Raw genomic sequence first — 23,738 nt, forward strand, 5'->3', positions numbered from 1 at the left:
GCTACCTTCCGCCCGCCGTCACCGTGCCGTCTTCACCGATCACGAACCGCGGAGTGATCACCTGGGTGAGGTAGGCGTCGGACAGGTCGCTGTAGAAGCCGATCTCCCGCATCCGGGTCGTGAACGCCTCCGCGTTCGACCGCAGCACGGCTTGCTCCTCGAAGCCGATGGACGCGAATCCATCGTCCACCGGGAGTTGGTTCACGTGGAGGCCGTAGCGGCGGCGCAGGATGTCCATGAACTCGTCGAGGCGCAGGGACGCGGTGTGATGCAGGAAGCGGGATCGGGTGCCGCGGGCGTTGGGCCGGAGCAGCGCGATCTGCACCAGGACTTCCAGCAGCGCGCTGTCCAGGACGAAGCGGCGGCGGCCCCGGTAGGGCTGGGCGATGACCGCTCCCGGACGGTTCTTGAGCAGGAGGGAGTCGATGGAGTCGATGATGTAGTCGTTGTGGTATTTGCCCCGGTACGCCATGAGCACCTCGATGTACTGCTCGAAGGAGCTGAGGCCCATGCCCGCGCCGAGCAGCGGCCGTACGCCTTCGGGCTGCTCGGCGATGGGCGTGTCGTCCAGCAGCGTGTCCATCCTGGCGGCGAAGAACTGCTCACGCCGTTTCTGGTGGGGCTTGTCCGCGAACTGGAGCACTTCGGCGACCGTGAAGAATCCCCTGGACGGCTTGGTGATCTCGCCCAGGCTCATCAGGTGCTCGGCGAATTCGTCCAGTTTGCGGACCGTGTATCCGGCGCGGACGAAGCCCGGGATGCGCCGCAGCCAGACCTCGGCGCTCCGTTCGGCCAGCGCCGCGGCCGGTGTTCCGGGCGCTCCGGCCGCGTCGACGAACAGCCCGACACGGAACGGGCAGGCGGCGAAGTCGTCCTGGCCCTGGCCGGGGCCGGCGGGGCAGTTCTCCGGCCCGCAGGAGGGCTCGGCACCGAGCCGCTCGACCATGGACGTCAGCAGCTTCATCGTCTTCAGCTGTCCCAGGGCCAGGTGAAAGGCGAAGAGGATCTTCAGGTATTCGACCATGACGATGCGCGGCAGCAGGTCGCGCAGGGACAGCAGCCGCAGGACGTCGTCGGCCAGCAGATCGGACTGCCCGACGCACAGGGGCGGGGCGGAGTACCAGCCTTTGACGGTCTGCGGGGTGTCGTGCTTCACCTGGCTGTTGAGGTGGAGGACGGCCTGGGTCTCGACGTCGAGGCTGCTGCCGGGCAGAGGAGTGCCGAGTGCCGGGTCGAGGCCGTTGAAGAAGAACCCACGGATCGCCTCCAGGGCGAGCGTGCCCCGTCCGTCACGGGCGTGCCGCAGCATCTCGTACAGCTGGGCGTCGGCGCCGTAGGCCCGGGAGTGGTAGTAGTTGCGGAACTTGTAGGTCAGACCGTGCAGGGGCCGCAGTCCCGCGACGGCCTGGCTGGGCTTGCCCCGGTTGACCATGTCCAGGAGCTGGGTCTCGATCCAGCGGCGGGCCATGTCGGGGTGGTCGCTGAAGCCCTGGAACCGGTCGGCGTGCTGCTCGTCGAGGAATTCCTGTACGAAGCTGTCGCTCTCGTGCTTGTGCCGCTGGGTGAGCCTGCTCGGATGCCCGTTGTGGTTGACGCGCATGAGGAAACCGGTGAGTACCCGGTCCATCTCGACACGCTTGAAATCCAGGTACGACACCCCGAGATGCCGGAACTCGCTGTCCCGTTTCCGCAAGGCCATCAGTTGCTCCCCGTTCCCGTGCCGGGCGCGGACTCGACCGGCGCCAGCCTGAGCGCTCCGTCCGCCAGCCTGGTGATCTTGTGCGGCATGCTGCCGGGCGCGGTGAGCAGCACCTCCTGGTACGGCGTGGCGGACAGCGCGTTCTTGAACACCGACAGCGCCAGGTTCTGTCCCTGCCGATCCTCCACGCCCGGCTGGTAGCCGTCGTGGAGGCGGTTCAGCAACTCGTACAGATCCAACCGCACCACGAGTTCGGCGCGGTGCTGCCCGGCTCCTTCGGCTCCCTGGTAGCGGACCACCAACTCGCGCGGGCTGGTCTCAACGTAGGGCGAGTCGGGGGAGGTTCCGATTCGGAGGGTAAACCGGTCGGCGGGGAACAGCCGGTAGCTGCGTACGGTTCCGCCGGGAACCGACCGCACCTGCAGGGCGAGCGCTCGTCCCCCGTCGAGCGCGGCGCCCGGCAGGCCCTCGCCCCTGTTGACGGCCTCGATGATCCGGTCCAGCTCCGCAGGGCCTGGCTCGCTGCACGTGAGCAGATCCAGGAACCGGCCTCCGGAGTGATAGCTGAGCATGGTCTTCCAGCGCTCGTCGTCGAGGCTTTCGAAGAAGAAGCGGCGTCGGGCCGCGGCGAGATAGGCCCGGTGCCGGTCGGACGCACCTGCGTTCGCCGCAGGGGTGCGGGGCAGCGTGGCGAAGCGGTCCGCGAGCAGCGTGGCGTCATGGTCGCCGCGCTGGTCGACACTGACCAGACTGTGCCCTCCCGCGGGTCCCACATAGTCCAGTTTGCGGTCCAGTTGCGGGTCCGGGACGGTGGCGATGTCCAGTTCGCGCAACTGGGCGAGCAGCCGGTCGGGTTCTGACGAGCCGCCGGTGTGGATACCGGCCCAGCTGGTGAAGTAGAAGCTGTCCACGCGGTCCTGGATGCTGTCGGGACTGTTGTAGAGCTCGTGGATCTGGGCGCAGTCCCGCCCTGAGGTGAGCGTGTAGGCGAGGGCGGAGCGCAGGTCGCGCAGCGTGATGTGCAGCCGCCCGCGCAGATGGGTCATGCGGTACAACGCGGCCAGCCGCTCGGTCACCTGGGGCCCCGCGGCCGGATGGGCGAAGGTCTGCGCGTTGTGGCGGGCGTAGCAGCGCGGCGCCAGGTCGCAGGAGGAGCAGGCGGTCCAGTGCCTGGCATCGGTCATCACGCCGATCATGCGGTGCAGGATCGACTCACCGGTGCCTTCGGGATCGGCGACCACGTCGCGGACGTTGAGGTTCACCACCGCGATCCCGTGGGCGGGCTGTCCGGACCCCAGTCCCGCGCGGATGGCGTCGGCGAGCATCGGATACTACTCGCCGCGCTCAGTGATGAAGTCGACGAGCCTGCCTTCATTGATGGCGATCAGCCGTGTCTCGTCATCGGACCACGCACCCGGGTCCGCGCCCCGGTACGGAGCGAGGAACGCGTCCAGCACGGCGTTGTTGTCCTGCTCCCCCTCGTCCTGGCTGCCGTCATGGTTCGTGTGGAACGTACGGCCCTGGAAGACGAAGTCGTCCCCGTTGGCCCGCTTCTCACCGGGAACCGCGCCCCGCTTGACCGCCTCGGCGGCGAGCTGCTCCAGGAAGGCGGTCTTGCCGTCGCCCGCGTTGCCGGTGATCACCACCAGTCGGTGGTTCCCGGCCAGTACGTCCGCCCGCAGCCGGGTGTCCAGCGCGGTGGCCACGTAGAGCGGGAACTCCGCGGGGTCCAGCCCTCGAGTGCCGGCGTTGGTCCGGCTGCTCTGGCTGTACAGGGTCTGGAGGTGGCTGACGAAGGGGTTGGAGTTCTCCGCAACCGTCGCGGCGGGCGGCGGGGAGGGCAGGGTGTACGCCATCCCGTGCCGCGCGGCGGCGGGTCGCACCCGCACCTCGCCGACGGCCCGTACGGCGGCCAGGAACGCCTCGGCGTCGGGAAAACGGTCCGCCCGGCGGGGCGCGATCGAGCGCATCAGCAGGTCGGCGAAGGCCCGGCTCAGATCGCCCAGCCCCGCGATCTTTCGAGGGTCGAGTCCCGGCTCGCCGCGCGGCGGCTCCTGCTTGCGTGGCCAGGGGTACTCCCCCGTGAGCGCCATGTAGGCGGAGATGCCCAGGGCGTACAGGTCGAGGTCGGCGAGTTCCGCGCGGGTGGGGCGCTGTCCTCGGGCAGAGTCCGGCGGGTAGTACTTCGGGGAGCCCAGGGTGGGGGTCAGGGTGGAGTCGACCGAGACTGCGGCGTTGAAGTCCAGCAGCTTGGTGCCCTCGGGGGTCCACAGCAGGTTGCTGGGCTTGATGTCGCAGTGGTAGACGCCGTTGCCGTGCAGGTGATCGAGCCCGCGCAGACAGTCCTCCAGCAGCCGCTTCACGTCGGCCGCACCAAGCTTGCGCTCCCGACGGGACACCGCCTGAAGGTCGTGCCCTTCTGCGAACTCCATGCGCAGATAGGGGAATCCGCCCTTAGGCAGCCAGTCGGCGTCGATGAGCCGCACCAGGTTCGGGTGCGGCGGAAGCTGCCGCAGGATGCGGTATTCGTCCTTGAGCCGGACCTCGACGGACTCGCGGTCCTTGGTGATGATCTTCAGCACCTCGTCGGTGTCGTCCAGGGTGTTGAACACCTGGTAGACCACGCCGAAGCTGCCCCGGCCCAGTTCCTTGCGGACGTGGAACTTTTCCGTGAGCCGGAAGCCCGCTGGCAGACCGTAGTAGCGGTGCGGGTTCGACCAGTCGAAGGGTTCCTCGGGCTCCCCGGGCGGCGCATGGCCTCCCGCGCCGCGTCCGCCTCCCGCTCCGGCACCCGAGCCCGCCCGCAGCAGCGCCTCCAGTTCGGCGACGGCCGCCGCCGCGTCCGGCCGCTGTGCCGGATCTGCGGCCAGCAGTCGCCTGATCAGGTCCTTGATGCCGGGATCGAGTCCCGAGGCGTCGTCGAGGCTGTCGAGCAGCCGGCCCCCGCCGGTAACGATGGGCAGTTCGCCGGTGAAGAGCTCATGGAAGAGAACCCCGGCCGCGTACATGTCGGACGCCGTGGAGAATGAATGAGGCCCGGCCGCGCATTCCGGGGCCAGATAGGCGGCGTCATGGCGCTCGTACGCGTCCATCGCCACCGTGCCTGCGCGGGGCTGACCAGTGTGCGCGTAGTCGAAGCCGGTGATCATCGCCGTGCCGTTGCGGGCCACCAGCACCGTGTCCGGAGTGATGTGCCGGTGCACCACCCGGTATCCGTGCGCCACCGCCAGCCCCGACAGCACCCCGGACACCACCCGGCGCTTGGCGTCCGCTCCCAGCACGGGCTGGCCGCCGCCTGCGGACATGCGCACCCGCAGCGCCTCGGCCTGTACATCCTTCAGCACCACCGCGTAGCCGGTCTCGTCGTCCAGGGGGACTACATCGACGCACGGCACGATGTTGCGGCTCGGCGGCAGTTTGTTGAGCGCCTGGAGCGGGTTGCCGATCTTCTCGCGCGCCCGGGTGTGCTCCTCCTCGGGCACCAGCGGATCGACGGTGTGCACCTGCACGAGGTAGGTCCCCGAGTTCGGCTGGTCCGGCCGCACCGCCCGGTACACCGACACCCGGTCCGCGTCGTCCGTCGCCTCGGAATCGGCTTCGGCCAGGGTCTCGAAAGATTCGTAGACACCGAACCGGCGCGGCCCCGACGACGGCCGGGACACCGCGCCCAGGGCGCGGGCGATCTCTTCGTGCAGCCCGGTGATGTCCATCACCGGCGCACTGTTGGACGGCCGGTGCCGCCGCAGGAACGGCACGAGATCCTTCAGCAGGACGGTGTTCTTCTCGTCCTTGCCGTCCGGGTCGATCAGCCGCGAGTCCTCGTACGGGAGGATCACCAACTCCTCGCACCACACCGACCCCAGTTGGTGCGAGACGCTCGACTGCCGCAGCAGACTCGCGACCGTCTTGGCGTGCTCCCGGACCTTGCGCACCGGACTCGGAAACGGCTGCCGCCCGGCCGGGAACCACCTCGGGCCGTGCACCTCGATCCGGCCGTGGGTCCCCTTGGTGTCAGCGATGTAGCAGGCACGGTCGGTGAGGATCGCGAGGTCGACCTCGAAGGTCTGCCGGTGCCGGGTGATCTCGAAGTTGTGGATCACGGTCCATTCGGCGGGCGCGTTGTCCCGCAGATGCCGCAGAACGACCTTCTCGGCGTCGTTGACCGGTTCTCCAACCCGGATGATGCGCGCCATCGCCGGCTGTTCCCCCCCCCTGTACGGTCCCGTCACCCTCGCACGTTCCCCCGCGCCTTGCGCACGGGGGCAGTTGACGGATGTGAACCGCACGGCACCGCCGTGTGCTCGCATCACTCTAGTGTGGTCGGGTCCCCAGCGTGACCGGCTGTTGACAACTGGGCAGCTAGCCGCCGTGCTCAAGCCACAGCTTTCGAGAGTCGCCCACCGTCAGAGATCGTCGGGAAGCAGCCGGAAGGCGGGCTGACCGGCGAGCGGCCGCATCATGCGGAAGTGGCCGTCCGGCGTGAAGATGTCGGCCGTCCGGAAGGCCGCAGCCAGGGCCACGTTCATCGCATCCGTGGGCCCCACGCCCACCCCGCCATCCGCGTCGACGTAGCCTCGCATCACCGCCATGGCGGTCCTCAGATGCGGCGCCGCCCCTACGTGATCGCGTGCGAGCGGGACCGGGTAGGGCAGCGTCGGCGCCGGACAGCCCTCCTGCTCGCGGCTGACTTCGGCATCGACCTCGAACAGCACGTGGTCGGCGTGGAGAGGGCGGCGTGATGCGGCAAGAACTCAGGGCCGCCCCGTTCGGCACCGAACGAACCACGTCCGCCACGGACACCACCCGCTCGGCGGAATGCGCCCTCGGGCAGCAGTCCGCGTACGAGGGCCTGGACGCCGGTGCCGACAGACGAAGGATGCGCTGCGGCGGCACAGCATGGGCCTGCAGCTGATGACCCGCTGCGGCTGCCCCTGCCACCAGCAGAAGGAGGGCCTGCGATGAACGCCGGAACCTCGTCCGAGCCGGGCAAGTCCCGCATGACGATCAGCACGTACCGCCTTACCGGTGACGGGCGGCAGATCGGCAAGGCCGAGGAGCACACTACGACGGCGGCCCCCTGCCCAGCTGCCCGACTCGCTGACGTGGCCGCCCTGCCACTGCCCCGCTGCCACACACCTCGGTAACCGTCTCCGCGACGACTGCCAGGCCCCTTCTCAGGCCGGGGTGGGCAGTTCCGCAGGGGCCACGCCCGTATGCTCCGCGACTGCCTTGTCCAGCAGGTCCAGGGCCTGATCTTCCTTCGCGTCGGCCTCGTCCCGCTTGCGGTAGGCGGTCCGGATCGTTTCGGTGATTCGGTCTCGGTCAGCGGCGGTGAGCAGAGGCACGGGGACCTCGGCGCACAACCCGGTGTGAATGTCCTGCTGTTTACCCCCTGTGGACATTGAACGCAGAACCCGGAACATTGACTCAGAGCGAAGGAAAGCGAAAAGGTAAGCGCCGGTGAATGGCGAATCACCAGGGCGCACACGGAGGAAATGCTCCGAGAAGGCGTACGTCAGCCAGGAACCAGTAGCAAAGATCGGTCGGCCGAACACCTCGTTCTCTCCAAGAGTTCCTTGCGAGGCAATGAGAATTGTCTCGTCTGGTGCCAAAACTTCTGGTGAAGTGTTGGCCTTGCTGACCCAGCGCCCTTCCGGACGCAACCAGAACGCCTGTCGCTGACCCACCAATTTATAACTGTACTGCGTACCTTCGGCGCCCTCGACACGCGTAAAGCGCAAGCCTCGGCTCAGCTGCCCGCCTTTGCAGATATCTCCAAGCAAGACGTGATCCACTTCGCGAAGTTCGTTGATGATCCTGCGAGCCCTCGGCTGATAGTTAAGCGCTCGCAGCGTCGTCGGCGTGAGTCCCCGCTGAGTGAAGCCCAGGTCCCGGGGCTGCTCATGCCACCGCAGGTCGAGCAGCTTCTCCAGGCGCGCCGTGGTGAACAGATCCCTGGTCGCCTCCTCCAGGCCGCTCTGGAACTCCGCCCGGAGCGACGCCGCCTCCTCCACGAGGTCGTGGATGCGGTTCTCAACGTCCTCTCCAAAACGCGGCACCGGAAGATCCGCGATGTGGTGCGGCTCGATATGCTGGATGATCGCGCCGTAGGCATGGCTCGTGATAATAGGGACGCCAAAACGGCTCCGCAGGAAGGTGTTGAGGTACCCCGACTTCACCCGTGCTGGATTGGCTTGGACCTTCATCACATGCTGCGAGGACCAGATGCCCCGCATGTCAGGCCGCACATACGCCATTCGCCCGATGGTCCCCGAGCAAGAGATCAGCGTCATCCCGGGCTGGATCTCCAAGTACTGGAATTTGTTGGCGACCTCATGGCCGAGCAGCGGCAGATGCGTGAGATCGGCTTCCATCATGTCGGTGCTGCCAAGAAAAGGAACGCCCTGCTCAGGGTCATTGACGTAAACGCGGCTGAACTTGGGGCCGTTGAAAATGCCTCCATTGTGCCCGGCCGTGAGGTCCGACAGCGGGTCCTTGCGAACCGAAAGCCGCTTCAGCAACTGCTTCGCCGCGAACGCTCCCGACAGATAGGGCGCCGCGTCCAGACGAAGCCCCTGCTCCCGGAGCCAGCTGAGTCGGACCGGGTTTTCTGTGGACGCGGTCTTCACTGCTTGGACTCCGTCTGCTTGGTGTGATCAGTCCCATACTCCCCCGCCGCCGTCGCCCCCTGGGCGGGGAACCATTCGGCCAACGTGGCCATCAGCCGCTGGAACGACTCGTCCGTGCACCTTCGCACGGAGGGCAGGGCGAGGGCCAGCCGCTTGAAGATGCCGTTGTTCTGGTCGCCGGTGTAGCCCTCCTCGTAGAGGTACTCCACCGCCCGCTTCGGGTCACCGGGCTTGGCGGCCCCGTGCTGCCACAGGCCGGCCTCCTCCAGCACCTGCCTCGGCGTGCGGTCGCCGCCCTTCGGTGTCCACAGGAGAACCCGCTTGACCAGGCCCGGGTCGTCGACCCAGAACCAGTTCTCCAGCTCGGGATCAATAACGATGACCTCGAACTGCTCCCAGACGCCGTCCAATTGCGCGGCGATCCGGTCATGGATCTCGTCCGGGCCGGGGGAGCCCTCGTAGGCATTGTCCACGACCACGACCGCACGGCGGTACTCACGTCTGCGCCGGTTGAGGATCTTGCCCGCTTCCCTCTTCACCAGCCCGGGATCGTGTCCACCCGCCCTGACGATGTCAGTCTTGTGGTTGAAGTCGAAGCGGGCGCAGCCCAGTTTGTAATGGAAGTCCTGCCGCCCCAGGAAGGTACCGATCATGGCCTCCATGCCCTTGTCGGCGACCAGGAAGACCAGCTCCCGCTTCGCCCCCTCCTCCACCGGAGCCGACTGCTGGGGTACGGAGGAGGCCAAGGGCGTCGCGGAACCGGAACCGGAACGCCGCCCCTTCGCAGTCGCGCGGCTCACTCGAAGACTCCTGTGGCGAAGAGCGTGCCGAGATCGAGGTCGTCCAGACCGGCGCGCCAGTCGGCCATACGCGGGTGGTGGTCGCCGCGTACGACGGTGACCGCGCCCGTCTCGGGGTCCATGCGGGTGGCGAGGACGTCGGCGAGGTCGGCCTGGGCCAGGACCAGCGGCGACTGGGAGGCGACGAGGACCTGGCTGCCACGTACGGTCCGCAGCGCCTGCATGACGATCTCGATGGCCTGGGGGTAGATGCCGTTCTCCGGCTCCTCGGTGACCAGCAGAGCGGGGGTGCGGGTCAGGTACGGCAGAAGCGTGAAGGCGAGTACCCGCAGGGTGCCGTCGGACAGGCCCGAGGAGGTGACCTGGTAGCCACCGCCGTAGGTCACGCGGAAGTAGGCGTGGCGGTCCTCCTCGCGTTCGACGACCTCGACTGCTTCGACCTGCGGCAGAGCGAGTTGGACCAGGTCGACCCAGGCGCCGTACCGCGCGGGGTCGTCGCGCTGGAGCTGGCTAGCGAGCCAGGGGGCGTTGAGGCCCTGAGTGTCGAGTCTCGGTTCGCGGCCAGCGGGCGGGGCAGCCTGACGGAGCGCGGACCACTCGGGTGCGTAGAGGATGGCGCCGTTGCGGAGGAGGTCCTGGAACCACAGCGCGGCGGGGAACTGCGTGTCGTCGAAGGGGACGGTGGCCAGAGCCAGGTTGCTTTGCTGGCTCCGGAAATTGAGCTGTTGGCCCTGCCGTCCCGCCTCAGGGGTGAAGCGGACGACGGGACCGCGGGTACGAGCGATCACCGGGCGCCAGGACTCGTGCCACTGAGGGTTGATGCGCTGGTTGCGGCCCCGCCCGGTGACCGTGGCCTCATCCGGATCGCCGAGGGCTTTCACCTCGGGGATCGGCCGGACCGGGGTCTCCACATGGAAGAGCACCAGATACTCGCCGGCGATCTCCAGCCCCCGCCCGCCGTCCACAGGTTCGAGGTGGAGCTCGTACCTCAGATGCGTGGGCGCGGGGAACCGCGGATCGCGGCTGGACTCGGCGATCACGTCGGCGACCGGGCCGGGAAGCCGAGCTTCCATGGCGAAGCCGAAACCTCCGTCCCGGCCCCGGTGGGCGAGTTCCATGAGGGACAGAGCCCGAGGAGGCCGCCCGGTAGCCGGGGAGGGGTCCAGGAAGGCATCCTCGATCCGGCGGGAGGTCAGCAGCTCGCCGAGCAGGACGGGGATGTCCAGCAGGGTGCTCTTGCCCGACCCGTTCGCGCCGGCGAGTACGTGGAAGCGGGACAGGTCGACGGCCAGGTCCTCGAAGCAGCGGTAGTTGTAGGCCTCGATCCGGGTGATCACGTACGAGCCTTCCAGGGAAGCTCGTGGGCATACCGCGCTACGAACTCGTGGTACTTCTCCGCAATCTTAGGAAGGTCGTTGTCGGGGATGGGGCGCTCCCGCTTGAACGTGCGCCGCACCTCTACGCCGGCGATCCGGAGGACTTCCTCGTCCTCGTACTCCTCGGTGACGACATGGCCCTCCGGGGAACGGACGACGACGGGCTTCCCTCGGCGGTCAATACCAACCTTCTCGGCGACCGCCATGAACACGGGGTAGTCCTCCGAGCCGTGGAAGCGCTCGGCCTGCTTTTCCTCGTCCGTCTTGCGGACGAGGAAAAGCAGGGTGGTGAGGATGTTGACCCCGGCCTCGTAAATGAACGTCTCCACCGGTAGTTCGACGCTGGCCATGACCCAGCACTCCTGCAGGATGAACCGGCGTACCGCCTCGTCCGAGGGCCCGGGGTTGGACAGGATGCCGTTGGGCAGGACGATGCCGATGCGTCCTCCCGGCTTGACCCACTCGATGGCGCGCTGCACGAAGAGCTGCTCGGGGGAAACGGCCGTGGCCTCACCCGACTTCTTCAGCTCGCCGTTCTCGCGGGTGTAGTTCCAGGCGACACCCCAGTCGCCGCCGCGCTGACGCACCCGATCCCGATACCTGCCCAGCACCGCAGCCTCAGAGAAGGGGATGTCGGAGCCGAACGGGGGGTTCGTCATCAGGACGTCCACGGCGCCGAGCTGTATCTGCGGCACCCTCTTCGCCTCGTCGTTGCCCGGCAGGTGACCGTCGGGGAAGGCGATCGAGTCCATCTGGTAGACGTTGCCCGCGATGTCGGTGAGCATCATGACGCCCATGGCGGCGGCGCGGCGCAGGAAGGGGTCGAAGTCGGCGCCGAAGATGTGCCCACGCGCGTAGGCTGCGAGCTTCTTGCGCAGGGGGGGCAGGATCTCGGCGTACTCCTGGCTGGTGAAGGTGCCGTTCTTCGGCTTCCACTGCTCCTGGAGGTAGTTGAGGGTTTCCCGGAGGAAGCCGCCCGTTCCACAGCAGGGATCGAAAACGGTTTCGTGCTCCTTGGGGGCGAGGATATCCACCATCAGCCTCACCGCCCCGGTGGGGGTGAAGTACTGGCCACGGTCACCACGCAGGTTGTCACCCACGAGTTCCTGGTATGCCACGCCCTTGGCGTCGATGGGTGTGGCGTAGAGGCTGAAGGGGGCCAGCTCGCTGGTGATGAAGGTGAGCGCCGGGTCGGACAGGGTCAGCCGGTCACGGTCGTCGAACAACCCCTGGTCCGCGTAGTCGGTCTTGACCTCCTCGAAGAGCTCCCTTATCCGGGCAGCGACGGCCGGGCTCCCCGTGCGGCCCTCCTTGTCCAGGTCCTCGATGCCGACGCGGAAGCGCGGTGCCCGCCCCTTCTCACGCACCAGCCGTTCGTCATGGATCTTGGCGAAGAGAACGTAGAGGAACTGCCAGAAGGCGGCGTCCTTGGGCAGGCCCTCGTTGCCGTGGATGAAATTGTGGCAGCGCCGGAAAGCGAAGCGGAGCATGTACTCGTCCGCGTGCCGCAGCTCCGCCAGGGACGAGGCGTCGCGGGTGGCGTCGAACTCCTCGTCGTCGCCCCGCGGCCAGTTCGGCAGCGGATGGAAGCGCGGCTCGAAACGGGTGCTCTCGCGCTCGACGAAGTACAGGTCCTTGTCGTCGGTCCACATGCCCAAGGTGCAGGACGGCCCGGCGGCGGTCATCAGATCGCGGAGCTCCTGCAACTGGGCGTCCGCCTGGACGTAAGTGCGGATCTTGGTGACCGTACGGCCGTTCTTGGGACGGGCCTTGGTGACGACGATGCGCTTCAGGTTCTCCGGCGTCTTCGGCTTGTCGTGCTCGAAGATCGCGATGCTCGCCCGCTTGCGGCTCATCCGGCCGGTCTCTGTGTTGAGGACCTGAAGCGGGTAGTCGCGGACCATGTCCTCCGGGTTGATGCCGTACTGGTGCACCAGGACCTTGGCGATGCGCTGGCGGACGATCTCGGCGTCGGTCAGCTTGACGACATCCTTGTTGCTGATGTAGTCGATCGTCTCGTCGTCGCCGAGCTTTCGAGGTACGTCGGTCTGGCCGGACTGCTGCTCGGGCCGCCCGTTTTTCATCGGCTTCTCCGGCACGGGGATGCCCAGGTCCAGCTGCTCGTCGGCCATGTATACCTTCTACTCCATTCCGACTACCGTCGGTCCCGCAGACGGATACGTCTGTGTGCGCTGCGCACCCATACCTTAAGGCAGTACCGGATGTGACGATGGCGTCGCACTTACACCCAGGGACATCGGCCGATTCGATGCCAAGATCAGCGTACGACTGCGGGACGCCAGGGCAGCCCGCTGTCGAGTGGGCCACATAGCTCTCATGCGTGTAAGGACCGAGCGAGAAGCCCCTCAGCGAAGAGTCCACAGCACGGACCCGAGCAAAGCTCAGGCCATCTCACCCCATATCCCACCATATGGACCAAGCGGTGTGGCTACTTGCCTAGCCACACTTGATGGTTCACCCATGAACTTGCCCAATCCCACGCCTCGCCTCCTGTTGACGCTGGTTGTGATCGACAACGCGGAACGTGTAGCGCTCCTCCGGTCACCAAGAGCAGCCTCGCCATGGACGCTGCCTCGGTGCACGGTGCACCCACAGGAGAGCCAGATGGAAGCGGCTACCCGGCTAGCCAGAAACTGCTTTGCGGGCCACCTGTTGCGATGGGGTTCAGTCGTAGGGCATCGATTCACGCCGCCGTCTACGGACGGCTCACCCAGGGTACGGACGGGGGAGCAGGTGCTGATCGCTCGCACCAACCGGGTTCAGCACACTGCCTTTGACAGTGGTTTTCGGGCAGCCGCGTCTATGCAGTGGGTGCCGCGCATGAGACTGGATGATGTCCTACAGGAACCGCATGGTGACACCACTGCAACGTTGGTGGCTGGCTATCTCGAGGGCTGGCTACCGGACGGCCCGATCACCTTGTACTAGCCACAGCGCGCGGGTGAGGGTTGGTGGCACAGCTCGCGAGACCCCTACATGCAGGCAACATGCAGGAGCGTCCTTCCCGGTCGGGTGAAATAGGGCTGCTTTTGGGCCTAGCAGTACACCTGCCCCCTACAGTCTTGTTCGTCGCACTTATGCAGCGCAGCCCCGGCAATAGGGGGTATGCAAGCCAGTCGGGGACGGGAGTAGCAGTGGGGGGCGAGTCACTCTTCCAGCGTCTGGACGCAGAAGAAGGTACGGTCCGAGAGGCACTCGATCATCTGCGGAGTGAGGTGGCGTGCCTGGAAGAACGCCTGGCGCACCTAGCCATCACCCGACGGACGGTTCAGACGCTGCTCGCAGACCCGACTGACACGTCCCGGTTGCAGAAGCATCCAGTCACAGAGCAGTTGCCCGCTACAGAGGCGGATGAGGGGCCAGCGGAAGACGGCGAGGGCTGCGCAAGCTCCCCCTCTCGGAAGCCTGCCACGCCGAAGTCCGATCGGGTTCCCCCTCAAAGGCGCCAACGCCTGCACGACAGGCGTGAACTCGGCCCGGTAAGCCTGCGCATCGTGACGCTCGTATCAAGCGCGGATCGTCCACTTCGCCCCAAGGAGGTGGCAATCGCCTTGGGGCGCACCAACCCCAAGCGGACTCAGGTCGAGGGTATCCGCGCAGCACTGAAGCGGCTCGCCGACGGAGGTCACCTCCGCAAGGTCGGCCCGGGCCTCTTCACTGGCCCCTCTGACGAGACGGAGGAGGCTGCTTAAGGAGCACTCGAAGAAGCGACGTCACGCAGGCGACTGACGTGGCAGTCGGACAAATGAGTGGTGCCGCCGAGGTGGAAGCTCAGCGGCACCGGTGCACGTGAGACCTGCAATGGGCTCCAGCATGCCCTCGGAGGGTAACCCACCACTGGGCCACTCGGAGGGCGTGCTGGGCCGAATTCACCCTGCCCGCGTACAGCAGCGCGGGTGAGTGGGAGGTTCAGCAATGCCGAGACCCCGGTCCCGACGAACCCGGGTACAGACCGATTCCGAGCCCGTCCTCCAACCGGCTCAAAGTGGCCACGTCGGGCCAGCTGTTGCCGGCCAGCAAGTTCGCGATGGCCTGTCGATTCACCCCACTGAGTGCAGCGACGCGGCGGAGACCGAGACCCTCTTGGTCGACGTGCCTGGCCAGCGACCTCGCAATGGCTTGGACCACCCTAGCCTGGGGGTGGTCGGGGATCACCGCGTCGGGCCAGTTCTCCGGGTCCGCGGCCAGTTCCCGCGGCGCCACGCTGCGGCCCCGTCCTCCGGTCATGAGGATGCGCTCCTGACGGTCGAAGTGCACACTCACGACAAGGGTGGCTACTTGTGTAGCCACATCTCGTGGTGTGTTCCTTTGGAGAGGGATGTGAGCGGCGCGATCCTCGGCTACCGGCCGCTGGAGGAGCCGGCGGAATGGCCCCTGGTCGCCGACGGCGTCCGCATGGTGGCCGCTGCGACGTGCGACTCGGTCCCGTACGCGGTGCCGAAGCTGATGCTGGTGCTGTCCGGCCTCGCGACGTTCGCCGAGCGCGCCGGTCTCGCCCGCGATCCGCTCACCTGGCTCGCCCCCGAAACGATCACCCGGTACCTGGTCACGCGTCCCGGGCTCAGGGGCAGCACCCTGCAGACGTACCGCTGCATCCTCCTGCGGGTCCGGGAAGCGCTCCTGTGGCTCGAGACCGGTCAACAGCCCACCCCGAAGCTGCGTGCCTCCCGGCAACGCCCCGCTCCGTACACGCCCCCCGAGCTGGCTCGCTTCATGATGTGGGCGCGGGGCTTGCCACCACTCAGCACGCACGGCGGCAGCGCCCTCGCCCTCCTCGCGTTGGGCGCGGGCTGCGGTCTCTCGCGCCGGGAGGTCCTCGCCACCCGCGGGACCCACGTCACCGTGCTGCCTTCCGAGACCGTCGTGGTCGCCGTCCCCGGCAGTGACCGCCTCGTCGTCTGCCGCGCCATGTGGGAGCAGGTCCTCGCGGACCGTGCCCGTTCCGCGGGCGACGGTTACCTCTTCCTGCCACAGCGCCAGACGCCGGAGCCCAAGAACGGGATCACGAACTGGGTAAAGCGCACCCAGGACGGATCCACCGGTCTGCCCGAGCTGAAACTGGCCCGGCTCCGCAGCTCGTGGATCGTCGAGCTGCTGCGGCAACGCGTTCCGGAGGACGTGGTCGCCGCGGCGGCCGGCATGAACTCCACCGCAGGGCTCGCCCCGTACCGGAGCTGGGTGCCGAAGCTCACTGAGGAGGCCACCAGGCGCATGCTCCGGGGCTGGGCATGAGGACCCCGGCGGACGACCCCCGATCCAAGCGGGCAATGGACGTCCGAGACGCCCGTACCCGCATTCACCGGAACCTTCCAAGCTGGACGACGGGCGTGTGAGGAAGCTGCACCTCGTCCTGCGGCGCAGCGGCATCGTGGAGGAGGTGGAGGAGCGCTTCGCAGCCCTTCCCGGGCCTCGGGGGTACCCCGTGGGCCTGGTGCTGCTGGGGCTCGTCTGCGCCTGTTACGAGAAGGCGAGCACCAACCTCGACGACGCCTTCGAAACGATCACCTTCGGCATCAGCGACCGCCTGCGCACCGAACTGGGCGCGCCCACCTGCGACATCGAAGATCAGAACGCGGTCAACGCCTTGTACAACCGTTTCCACCGGGCGTGGAGCCGCCTGGTGAGGATCCTCGACCCGGTCCCGCACGAGCGGCGCAGCCGTCTGTCCCGGGCCGAGGGCCACAGGGTCGCCGCCGCCTGGAACGGCCCTGCGGGCGAGCCCGCACTGCGCCGTCTCGAAGAGCTCGCCAACAGGCTGGTCACCACACCGGTCCGCATCGCCTTCGCCAAGGGGCTGATGCGCCACTGGCACGGCGACATCGCCATCGACACGACGGCGGTGCCGAGTTGGGCCCGTCCCCACACGCGCAGGCGTTCCTCCCTCGAGGCGAGCGCCAACTGGCACTACAAGGGCGGCGGGGACAAGGAGTTCGGTTACAGCGCCACACTGGCCATCGCCGCCCACGCGGACCCCGCACGGGCCGGGCGCTACCCGCAGCTGACCCTCGGCATGGTCCTGCACACGCCGCAGAAGGACATGGGACGTCACGCCCACTACGTCAGCATGATCCTCTCCCGCTTGACCCATGTGCGCGGCTTCGCCGCAGCCGACCGTGCCTACACCAAGCTCTACCCCCAGGACTTCCACCAGCCCCTGCGCGCCCTCGGCTTCATGCCCGTGCTCGACCTCACCAAGGACCAGGTCGGCTTCGAAGGTCACCACCAGGGCGCCATTGCCAAAGCGGGGCGCCTCTTCTGTCCCCGGACGCCCCGTCCCCTGCTCGACCTCTACCAACGCATCCGGGACGCCAAGAACGAGCGGGAGCGCATCCCGCTGCGGGAGCAGCTCCGAGAGGTCGAGTCCTACGCGCTCGTCCGCAAGGCCACGGCGGACGAGCGGGGCAACGAGCGCTACTCCTGCCCTGCGGCGAAGCTCAACTGCGCCTGGGCCACGGAGCGGGAACAGCACAACTCGCGCAAGAACACACAGGTGCCGGCCGTCATCGACTTGGAGGATCCACGCAGTCGCAGGGCCCATCCCGCGGGTCGGCCGACGGTCACGGTGCCGAAAGTGCCCTTCGGTGAACGGCCCAAGTGCTGCGACCAGTCCTCCGTCACCGTGCAGGCACAGGTGATGCCCCGCATGCGGCAGGACCTGCCCTGGCAGAGCACGTCCTGGGCCCTGGCCTACCAGACGCTGCGGTCCCACATCGAAGGAGGGAACGGACGCCTCAAGTCGGTCGACGCGGCCCTGCACGCCCGTGAAAAGCGGCAACCTCGCGGGAGGGTCGCCCAGAGCCTCCTGGCGGCGATCACGGTGATGGTCGAGAACATCATCGAGTTGGAGCGCTTCCGCAGGGCCAGCAAGGAGAGCGCCCGCACGGTCCTCGACTTGGAGGCCGACGAAGTCCTCATCCCCTACCCGGCGGTTCCGGGCGCGTCCGAGCCCACTGGCGGCGTCATGGGTCGCAGCCCGTGACCGGCCACCCGGACCACATCTGAAGATCGACGAACCACGAGACCGCAGGCACACGGCCCCACGCCCGCGGTCCCCGCGGCATGCCCGCATCTCCACCGCCGATCCCGACCCGCCGCCCGGAGGGCGTCGCCCCAACGGGCAGGTGGGCAGACTTGCGTACTAACCACGCCTGAAACGGCGAAATCCCGACCCGACGGTGACCGTCTGATCGGGATCTCGCGAACCGTTCCCGGGCTAACCCGCGAACGGCCCTGCAGTGGACCTGTGGGGATTTGAACCCCAGACCCCCTCGATGCGAACGAGGTGCGCTACCAGACTGCGCCACAGGCCCTTGCAACGAGTGAAACTCTAGCACCCCGAACGGGGTGTTCAAAAATCCGCTCCTGGCTGGTCAGCCCGGGGGGACCGGACGACGCCTCACTCGTTGGCGGCACGGGGCCTGTCGCCGTCCTCGTACTGGTCGAAGAGCGGCGTGCGGCCACGCTCGCGGGCCCGCCGCGCGGACGCGGCCCTGCGCTTGTCGCTGCGCCCTCCGGTGGCCTCGGGCCCCTCGGCGCCTGCGGCGTCCCCGGCGCCGGACTCCCCGGCGTCGGCGGCCCGCCGCCGCGGCTCCTCTGCGGCCCGCTCGGCCGGACCGGACCGCGCCGAGCTCCACGTGTCGGGCGCGCCCAGGTCGACGCCGCCGGTGGCGCGCGGGGCGACCGGCGCGGTGACGTACGTGGGCAGCGGCACCGGGACCGGGTCCCAGCTCTCGCCGCGGCCGGGGCCGCGCTGCCGCTCGCGCTGCTGGTCGACCCACTCGGCGTGGTCGGTCTGCTCGACCAGGGCGCGGCGGTCGGCGGCGAGGGCGGACAGGCCGGTCCCGGTGCCGGGGCCCGCGCCCTCCTCCGCCTCGTCCACGACGTGCCCCGCGCCCGCGGACCCGCGGTGCGGCTGCCGCTCGCGCAGCCGCTGCGCCGCGGCCTCGGCCCGGCGGCGGTCCATGACGTAGGTGAAGCGCTTCCGCTCCTGGCCGCGCAGGTAGACGATGTAGGCGCTCAGGAGCAGGGCGGGCACTGCGGGGGCCCACAGGAAGGCCAGGCCGCCGACGGCCGCGACGACCGCGCCGGCCGTGAAGGCGAGGAAGAGCAGCACCGTCGTACGCCGGCGCCGGGCGAGGACCTTCGAGCGCCGGGCGCGCGCGGCGGCCTCGGCCGCTGCGGCGCGCCGCGCGGGCGAGGCCTTGGGGCGGCGGGGACGCTCGCGCTCCGGTTCGGGGTGCGGGGCAGGGACCTCGGACCGCGCCGCCTCGGGAGCGGGCTCCGGCTCGGGGGCCGAGCGGGCCGCGGGGATCTCGGGCCGACCGCTGTCGGGCTCCCCTCTCGGGGGCGCGGCAAAGGACCGGACGTCCACCGAGCCGGTGATCACGTCCGGTTCGCCACGGCTCTCTCCCTCTTCGGGCGAGCGGGCTTGCAGGTCCTTGGCGTATCGGCGCTCCATCCCCGCCCGTCCGGACAGCAGCCGGATGGCGGTGCTGAAGCGTTCCGTCGGACGGGCTTCGTTCAGCTCGTCCTGCCTACGGAGCCACATCGGCACCAAGTAGGCGGCCCAGGCCCCGACGATGACTGCGTAGATGAGGCCGCTGCTGCTCACGCTCACACGGTAGAGGGGTTTCGCTGGGGCCATCTGCCAATTGGGCCGGTGTGTCGCACGATCTGGCTGATATCTCGACCTTTTTTTGCGACTGATGTGATCAACAGATCACATCCGATCGGCGAATTAATGTCTCGGACCGCCTTGGACAAGACAATTTCGGACCACTCCCGCGCGGTCGCTTACACACGGTCGCCGATCAATTTCGAACATGTATTTCATTTTGTGTGGCGGGCGCGGCCGGCCGGCGTCGGCTAAGCGGTGTTCCGAGGTCGCGCGCGGTGCCAGCGGCGCAGCAGGCCTTCCGGGACCTCTTCGACGGTGAGCGCGAAGACCAGGTGATCGCGCCAGGCGCCGTCGATGTGCAGATAGCGCGGGCGCATGCCCTCTTCGCGGAATCCGAGTTTCTCCACGACCCGCCGGCTCGGCGCGTTCTCGGGGCGAATACAGACCTCGATACGGTGCAGACCCACCGAGCGGAAGCAGTGGTCGACGGCGAGCGCGACGGCGGTCGGCATGACACCGCGCCCCGCGACGGACTCGTCCACCCAGTAGCCGATGTGGCCCGAGCACATGGAGCCCCAGGTGATCCCGGCGACCGTGAGCTGGCCGACGAGGCGGCCCTGGTACTCGATGACGAAGGGCAGCATCCTGCCCGCGTTGGCCTCCGCCCGCAGATGGCGGACCATCTGCCGGTAGGTGGGCCGGTGCACGATCGGGCCGCTGGCCGTGGGCGGCGGGATCGTGGCCTCCCAGGGGCGCAGCCAGTCGCGGTTGCGCCGGTTGACGTCACGCCAGACACGCTGGTCCCGCATCTTTATCGGGCGCAGCGTGACCTCACCGTCCGTCAGCTCGACGGGCCAGGAAGGGCTGTTCAGCTCGCACCCCCTGCCGGGCCGGGGTGGTCGCCGCCGCGCAGCTGGTCCACGGCGTGCCTCAGGAGCGGTTCGAGGACGGCGAGCCCGTCGCGTACGCCTCCCGTGGAGCCCGGCAGGTTCACGATGAGCGTGCGGCCCGCCACCCCGGCGAGCCCCCGGGAGAGCACGGCCGTGGGGACCTTGTCCCTGCCGTACGCGCGGATGGCCTCCGCGATGCCGGGCACCTCGTGGTCGATGACGGCGCGGGTGGCCTCCGGGGTGCGGTCGGTGGGCGAGATGCCGGTGCCGCCGGTGGTGAGGACGACGTCGTATCCGGCCACGGCGGCGGCGCGCAGGGCCCGCTCGACGGGGTCGCCGTCGGGCACGACCTGGGGACCGTCCACGGCGAACCCCAGCGAGGCAAGCCCCTCGGCGAGGATCGGACCGCCCCGGTCGGCGTACACACCCGCGGCGGCACGGTTGGACGCGGTGACGACGAGCGCGCTGTACGCGGCGAGCAGCGCACCGCCGACCGGCGCGTCCTGGGGCTGCGGGTCCTGGGGACCCTGCGGGCCTTGCGGTGGCTGCGGGGCCTGCGGACCTTGCGGTGGCTGCGAGGCCTGCGGGCCTTGCGGTGGCTGCGGAGCCTGCGGTGGCTGCGGAGCCTGCGGACCTTGCGGTGGCTGCGGAGCCTGCGGTGGCTGCGGGGCCAGCGGGCCTTGCGGTGGCTGCGGAGCCTGCGGCGAGGTCCGACCCGGCTGCGGCTCCCGGACGGCTCCCGGCTCCTCGCCCGCCATCCGGCCCGGCTCCTCGCCCAGCGAGTCGATCAGCTCCCGGTCCCGCCGGGAGGCGTTCTCCGCGTCCGGCGCGCCGTCCGGAGCCGGCGCGGAATCGTGCTCCACGCGTGCGTGGCCCTCTCCCGCGCTCACGCCCCCGCCCCTTCGCGGTGCCACGTCCCCGACTTGCCGCCGGTCTTCTCCTCGACGCGTACGTCGGTGATGACGGCGCCCTTGTCCACGGCCTTCACCATGTCGACCACCGTGAGGGCGGCGACGCTCACCGCGGTGAGCGCCTCCATCTCGACGCCGGTGCGATCCGTCGTCTTCACCGTGGCCAGGATCTCGACGGCGTCGTCCGCCACGTGGAGGTCCAGCTTCACGCCGGACACGGCCAGCGGATGGCAGAGCGGGATCAGATCAGGGGTGCGCTTGGCACCCATGATCCCGGCGATCCGCGCGGTCGCGAGGGCGTCGCCCTTGGGGACGCCCTCACCGCGCAGCAACTCGATCACCCGCGGCGACACCAGGACGCGTCCGCTCGCACGAGCCGTCCGCGCCGTCACGTCCTTGGCCGACACGTCGACCATGCGGGCCGCGCCCGCCTCGTCGAGGTGCGTCAGCCGCTGCTGCTCAGAGGGTCCGGGGGTGTCCCCCCGGGAAATCGCGGTCATGTGCTGTGGCGCTCCCGGTCCGGGCCCCGCGCGATGCGGCGCGCGCGGGCCTGTTGTGCGCGACACGGTACCCCGCTGAGGGGCGTCTCAGCCGAGCAGGACCACCTCGACGTCCGCTCCCGGCTCCACCGACGTGGTGTCCTCGGGGATGACGATCAGCGCGTTCGCGTGGGCGAGCGCGGCGATCAGATGCGACCCCGGGCCGCCGACGGGCTCCACCCGGCCCGCCCCGGGGTCATGGCTCCCCCGGAGGAACTGCCTGCGGCCCGCGGGCGAGCCGAGCGCCTTGTCGCAGACCAGCTCCGCGCGCGCGGAGGTTCGCTTGACCTCGGGCAGCCCCATGAGCATGCGGATCGCGGGCCGCACGAAGACCTCGAAGGAGACGTACGACGAGACGGGGTTGCCCGGCAGCGCGAGCAGCGGGGTGTGATCGGGGCCGATGGTCCCGAAGCCCTGCGGCTTGCCGGGCTGCATGGCGAGCTTGCGGAACTCCATGCCGCCGCCCGCCCCGATGCCGCTCTCCTCGTCCGGGTCGCCGACGCCGGTCAGGGCCTCCTTGACGACGTCGTACGCCCCCACGCTGACGCCGCCGGTGGTGACGACGAGGTCGGCGCGGATGAGCTGGTCCTCGATGGTGGAGCGCAGCGTCTCGGCGTCGTCGCCGACCGCGCCCACGCGGTAGGCGATGGCTCCGGCGTCGCGGGCGGCCGCGGTGAGGGCGAAGCTGTTGGAGTCGTGGATCTGGCCCTCGGCGAGCGCCTCGCCGGGCTGGACCAGCTCGCTGCCGGTGGACATGACGACCACGCGGGGGCGCGGGCGCACCTTCACCGTGCCGCGCCCGATGGCGGCGAGCAGGGCGATCTGCGGCGGGCCGAGGACGGTCCCCGCGCTCAGGGCGCGGTCGCCGGCCCGGACGTCGCTGCCGCGCGCCCGCACGTGCGCGCGTGCCTCGGCGGGGCGGTGCACCTGGACCTCGCCGGAAGCGCCCTCGGGGGCGGCGCTGTGGGCGCGCATGCCGGTGACCGGGCCCTCGCCCAGGCCGCCGTCGGTCCACTCGACGGGCACGACGGCCTCGGCGCCGGGCGGCAGCGGGGCGCCGGTCATGATGCGGGCGGCCTGGCCCGCGCCGACGGTGACCCGCTCGCCCGAGCCCGCGGCGACGTCGCCGACCACGCGCAGCACGGCGGGGAACTCCTCGCTCGCGCCCTCGACATCGGCGACCCGTACCGCGTACCCGTCCATGGAGCTGTTGTCGAAGGGCGGCAGCGGCACGGGCACGGTCACGTCCTCGACGAGGACGCAGCCCTGGGCGTCGAGGAGTTGGAGCTCGATGGGTTCGAGCGGGCGGACGGTCGCGAGAATGTCGTCCAGGTGCTCCTCCACCGACCAGAGGCCGTCCTGCCCGGTGGTCGGTGTCGTCGTGCTGCTGCTCAAGTGCTACATCTCCTCGGTGACGTAACTGCGAAGCCAGGCCTTGAAGTCCGGCCCCAGATCTTCACGTTCGCACGCGAGTCTGACAATGGCACGCAGATAGTCGCCCCGGTCACCGGTGTCATAGCGGCGGCCCTCGAAGACCACGCCGTGCACGGGGCCGCCCACCTTCTCGTCGGCGGCGAGCTGCTGGAGGGCGTCGGTGAGCTGGATCTCGCCGCCGCGGCCCGGCTCGGTCTCGCGCAGGACGCCGAAGACGTGGGGGTCGAGGACGTAGCGGCCGATGATCGCGTAGGTGCTGGGGGCGTCGGCGACGTCGGGCTTCTCGACCAGGTCGGTGACCTTGACGACGTCGCCCTCCCCGGTGGCCTCGACGGCCGCGCAGCCGTAGAGGTGGATCTGCTCGGGGGCCACCTCCATGAGGGCGATGACGCTGCCGCCGTGCCGCTCCTGGATCTCCACCATGCGGGCCAGCAGGGGGTCGCGCGGGTCGATGAGGTCGTCGCCGAGGAGCACGGCGAACGCTTCGTCACCGACGTGCGGGGCGGCGCACAGGACCGCGTGACCGAGCCCCTTGGGGTCGCCCTGGCGCACATAGTGCATGGTCGCGAGGTCGCTGGACTCCTGGACCCGGGACAGCCTGTCCTCGTCGCCCTTCTTCAGCAGGGCGGACTCCAGTTCGTAGTTGCGGTCGAAGTGGTCCTCCAGGGGGCGCTTGTTGCGGCCCGTCACCATGAGGACGTCATCGAGGCCCGCGGACACGGCCTCCTCGACCACGTACTGGATCGCCGGCTTGTCGACGACCGGAAGCATCTCCTTGGGAGTCGCCTTGGTGGCGGGCAGGAAACGCGTGCCGAGACCGGC

At 69.1% G+C, this 23,738-nt stretch carries 16 protein-coding genes and 1 tRNA gene; 2 read left to right on the forward strand and 15 right to left on the reverse strand.

The window, feature by feature from the left end:
• Nucleotide 1: 1 nt before the first annotated feature.
• From mads7 to mads2, 8 genes are all read right to left on the reverse strand, one after another.
• Nucleotides 2–1,699 (reverse strand): methylation-associated defense system protein MAD7, encoded by a 1,698-nt coding sequence (gene mads7 / locus DCW30_RS09090; RefSeq protein WP_076685701.1) that lies wholly within the window; start codon nucleotides 1,697–1,699, stop codon nucleotides 2–4.
• The gene (locus tag DCW30_RS09095; protein WP_129299887.1) at nucleotides 1,699–3,024 is read right to left on the reverse strand and encodes a hypothetical protein; all 1,326 of its coding nucleotides are present in this window, start codon (nucleotides 3,022–3,024) and stop codon (nucleotides 1,699–1,701) included. Before DCW30_RS09095 ends, mads7 begins: the two co-directional genes overlap by 1 nt.
• A gap of 6 nt (nucleotides 3,025–3,030) precedes the next feature.
• A complete protein-coding gene (gene mads6, locus DCW30_RS09100; RefSeq protein WP_164992598.1) occupies nucleotides 3,031–5,892 on the reverse strand; it encodes a methylation-associated defense system protein kinase MAD6 in 2,862 nt (953 codons plus the stop codon).
• Between the two features lie 210 nt (nucleotides 5,893–6,102).
• Nucleotides 6,103–6,411, reverse strand: coding sequence for a PIN domain-containing protein (locus DCW30_RS09105; RefSeq protein ID WP_335755785.1), 309 nt, complete (start codon nucleotides 6,409–6,411; stop codon nucleotides 6,103–6,105).
• 462 nt (nucleotides 6,412–6,873) lie between these two features.
• Entirely contained in the window at nucleotides 6,874–8,328 is a 1,455-nt protein-coding gene (gene mads5 / locus DCW30_RS09115) for a methylation-associated defense system restriction endonuclease subunit S MAD5 (protein WP_076685698.1), read from the reverse strand.
• Nucleotides 8,325–9,128 (reverse strand): methylation-associated defense system protein MAD4, encoded by an 804-nt coding sequence (mads4, locus tag DCW30_RS09120; protein WP_076685697.1) that lies wholly within the window; start codon nucleotides 9,126–9,128, stop codon nucleotides 8,325–8,327. The genes mads5 and mads4 overlap by 4 nt, the downstream gene beginning before the upstream one ends.
• Nucleotides 9,125–10,465, reverse strand: a complete 1,341-nt coding sequence (gene mads3 / locus DCW30_RS09125; RefSeq protein WP_076685696.1) for a methylation-associated defense system AAA family ATPase MAD3 — start codon at nucleotides 10,463–10,465, stop codon at nucleotides 9,125–9,127. The genes mads4 and mads3 overlap by 4 nt, the downstream gene beginning before the upstream one ends.
• A complete protein-coding gene (gene mads2, locus DCW30_RS09130) occupies nucleotides 10,462–12,636 on the reverse strand; it encodes a methylation-associated defense system DNA methyltransferase MAD2 (protein WP_079250096.1) in 2,175 nt (724 codons plus the stop codon). Before mads2 ends, mads3 begins: the two co-directional genes overlap by 4 nt.
• Nucleotides 12,637–14,845: 2,209 nt before the next feature.
• Between mads2 and DCW30_RS09140 the strand changes: the two genes are divergently transcribed.
• Both DCW30_RS09140 and DCW30_RS09145 read left to right on the forward strand, forming a co-directional pair.
• Entirely contained in the window at nucleotides 14,846–15,757 is a 912-nt protein-coding gene (locus DCW30_RS09140; RefSeq protein ID WP_079250095.1) for a hypothetical protein, read from the forward strand.
• 97 nt (nucleotides 15,758–15,854) lie between these two features.
• The gene (locus DCW30_RS09145; protein WP_076685695.1) at nucleotides 15,855–17,504 is read left to right on the forward strand and encodes a hypothetical protein; all 1,650 of its coding nucleotides are present in this window, start codon (nucleotides 15,855–15,857) and stop codon (nucleotides 17,502–17,504) included.
• Nucleotides 17,505–17,761: 257 nt separating this feature from the next.
• Here DCW30_RS09145 and DCW30_RS09150 read toward each other — a convergent pair.
• From DCW30_RS09150 to DCW30_RS09180, 7 genes are all read right to left on the reverse strand, one after another.
• A tRNA-Ala gene (locus DCW30_RS09150) sits at nucleotides 17,762–17,835 on the reverse strand.
• An 86-nt stretch (nucleotides 17,836–17,921) separates the two neighbouring features.
• Entirely contained in the window at nucleotides 17,922–19,136 is a 1,215-nt protein-coding gene (gene sepX, locus DCW30_RS09155; protein ID WP_076689202.1) for a divisome protein SepX/GlpR, read from the reverse strand.
• A 254-nt stretch (nucleotides 19,137–19,390) separates the two neighbouring features.
• Nucleotides 19,391–19,951 (reverse strand): GNAT family N-acetyltransferase, encoded by a 561-nt coding sequence (locus tag DCW30_RS09160; protein WP_062780988.1) that lies wholly within the window; start codon nucleotides 19,949–19,951, stop codon nucleotides 19,391–19,393.
• A gap of 59 nt (nucleotides 19,952–20,010) precedes the next feature.
• Nucleotides 20,011–20,514 (reverse strand): MogA/MoaB family molybdenum cofactor biosynthesis protein, encoded by a 504-nt coding sequence (locus DCW30_RS09165; protein WP_076689201.1) that lies wholly within the window; start codon nucleotides 20,512–20,514, stop codon nucleotides 20,011–20,013.
• Nucleotides 20,515–20,918: 404 nt separating this feature from the next.
• Nucleotides 20,919–21,443, reverse strand: coding sequence for a cyclic pyranopterin monophosphate synthase MoaC (gene moaC, locus DCW30_RS09170; protein ID WP_076685693.1), 525 nt, complete (start codon nucleotides 21,441–21,443; stop codon nucleotides 20,919–20,921).
• A gap of 87 nt (nucleotides 21,444–21,530) precedes the next feature.
• A complete protein-coding gene (gene glp / locus DCW30_RS09175; RefSeq protein WP_076685692.1) occupies nucleotides 21,531–22,877 on the reverse strand; it encodes a molybdotransferase-like divisome protein Glp in 1,347 nt (448 codons plus the stop codon).
• Nucleotides 22,878–22,880: 3 nt separating this feature from the next.
• A partial coding sequence (locus tag DCW30_RS09180; RefSeq protein WP_164992599.1) for a UTP--glucose-1-phosphate uridylyltransferase occupies nucleotides 22,881–23,738 on the reverse strand: 858 nt, incomplete at its 5' end.

Origin of the sequence: Streptomyces alfalfae (assembly GCF_004127445.1) — a bacterium.
Classification (GTDB): Bacteria; Actinomycetota; Actinomycetes; order Streptomycetales; family Streptomycetaceae; genus Streptomyces; species Streptomyces alfalfae.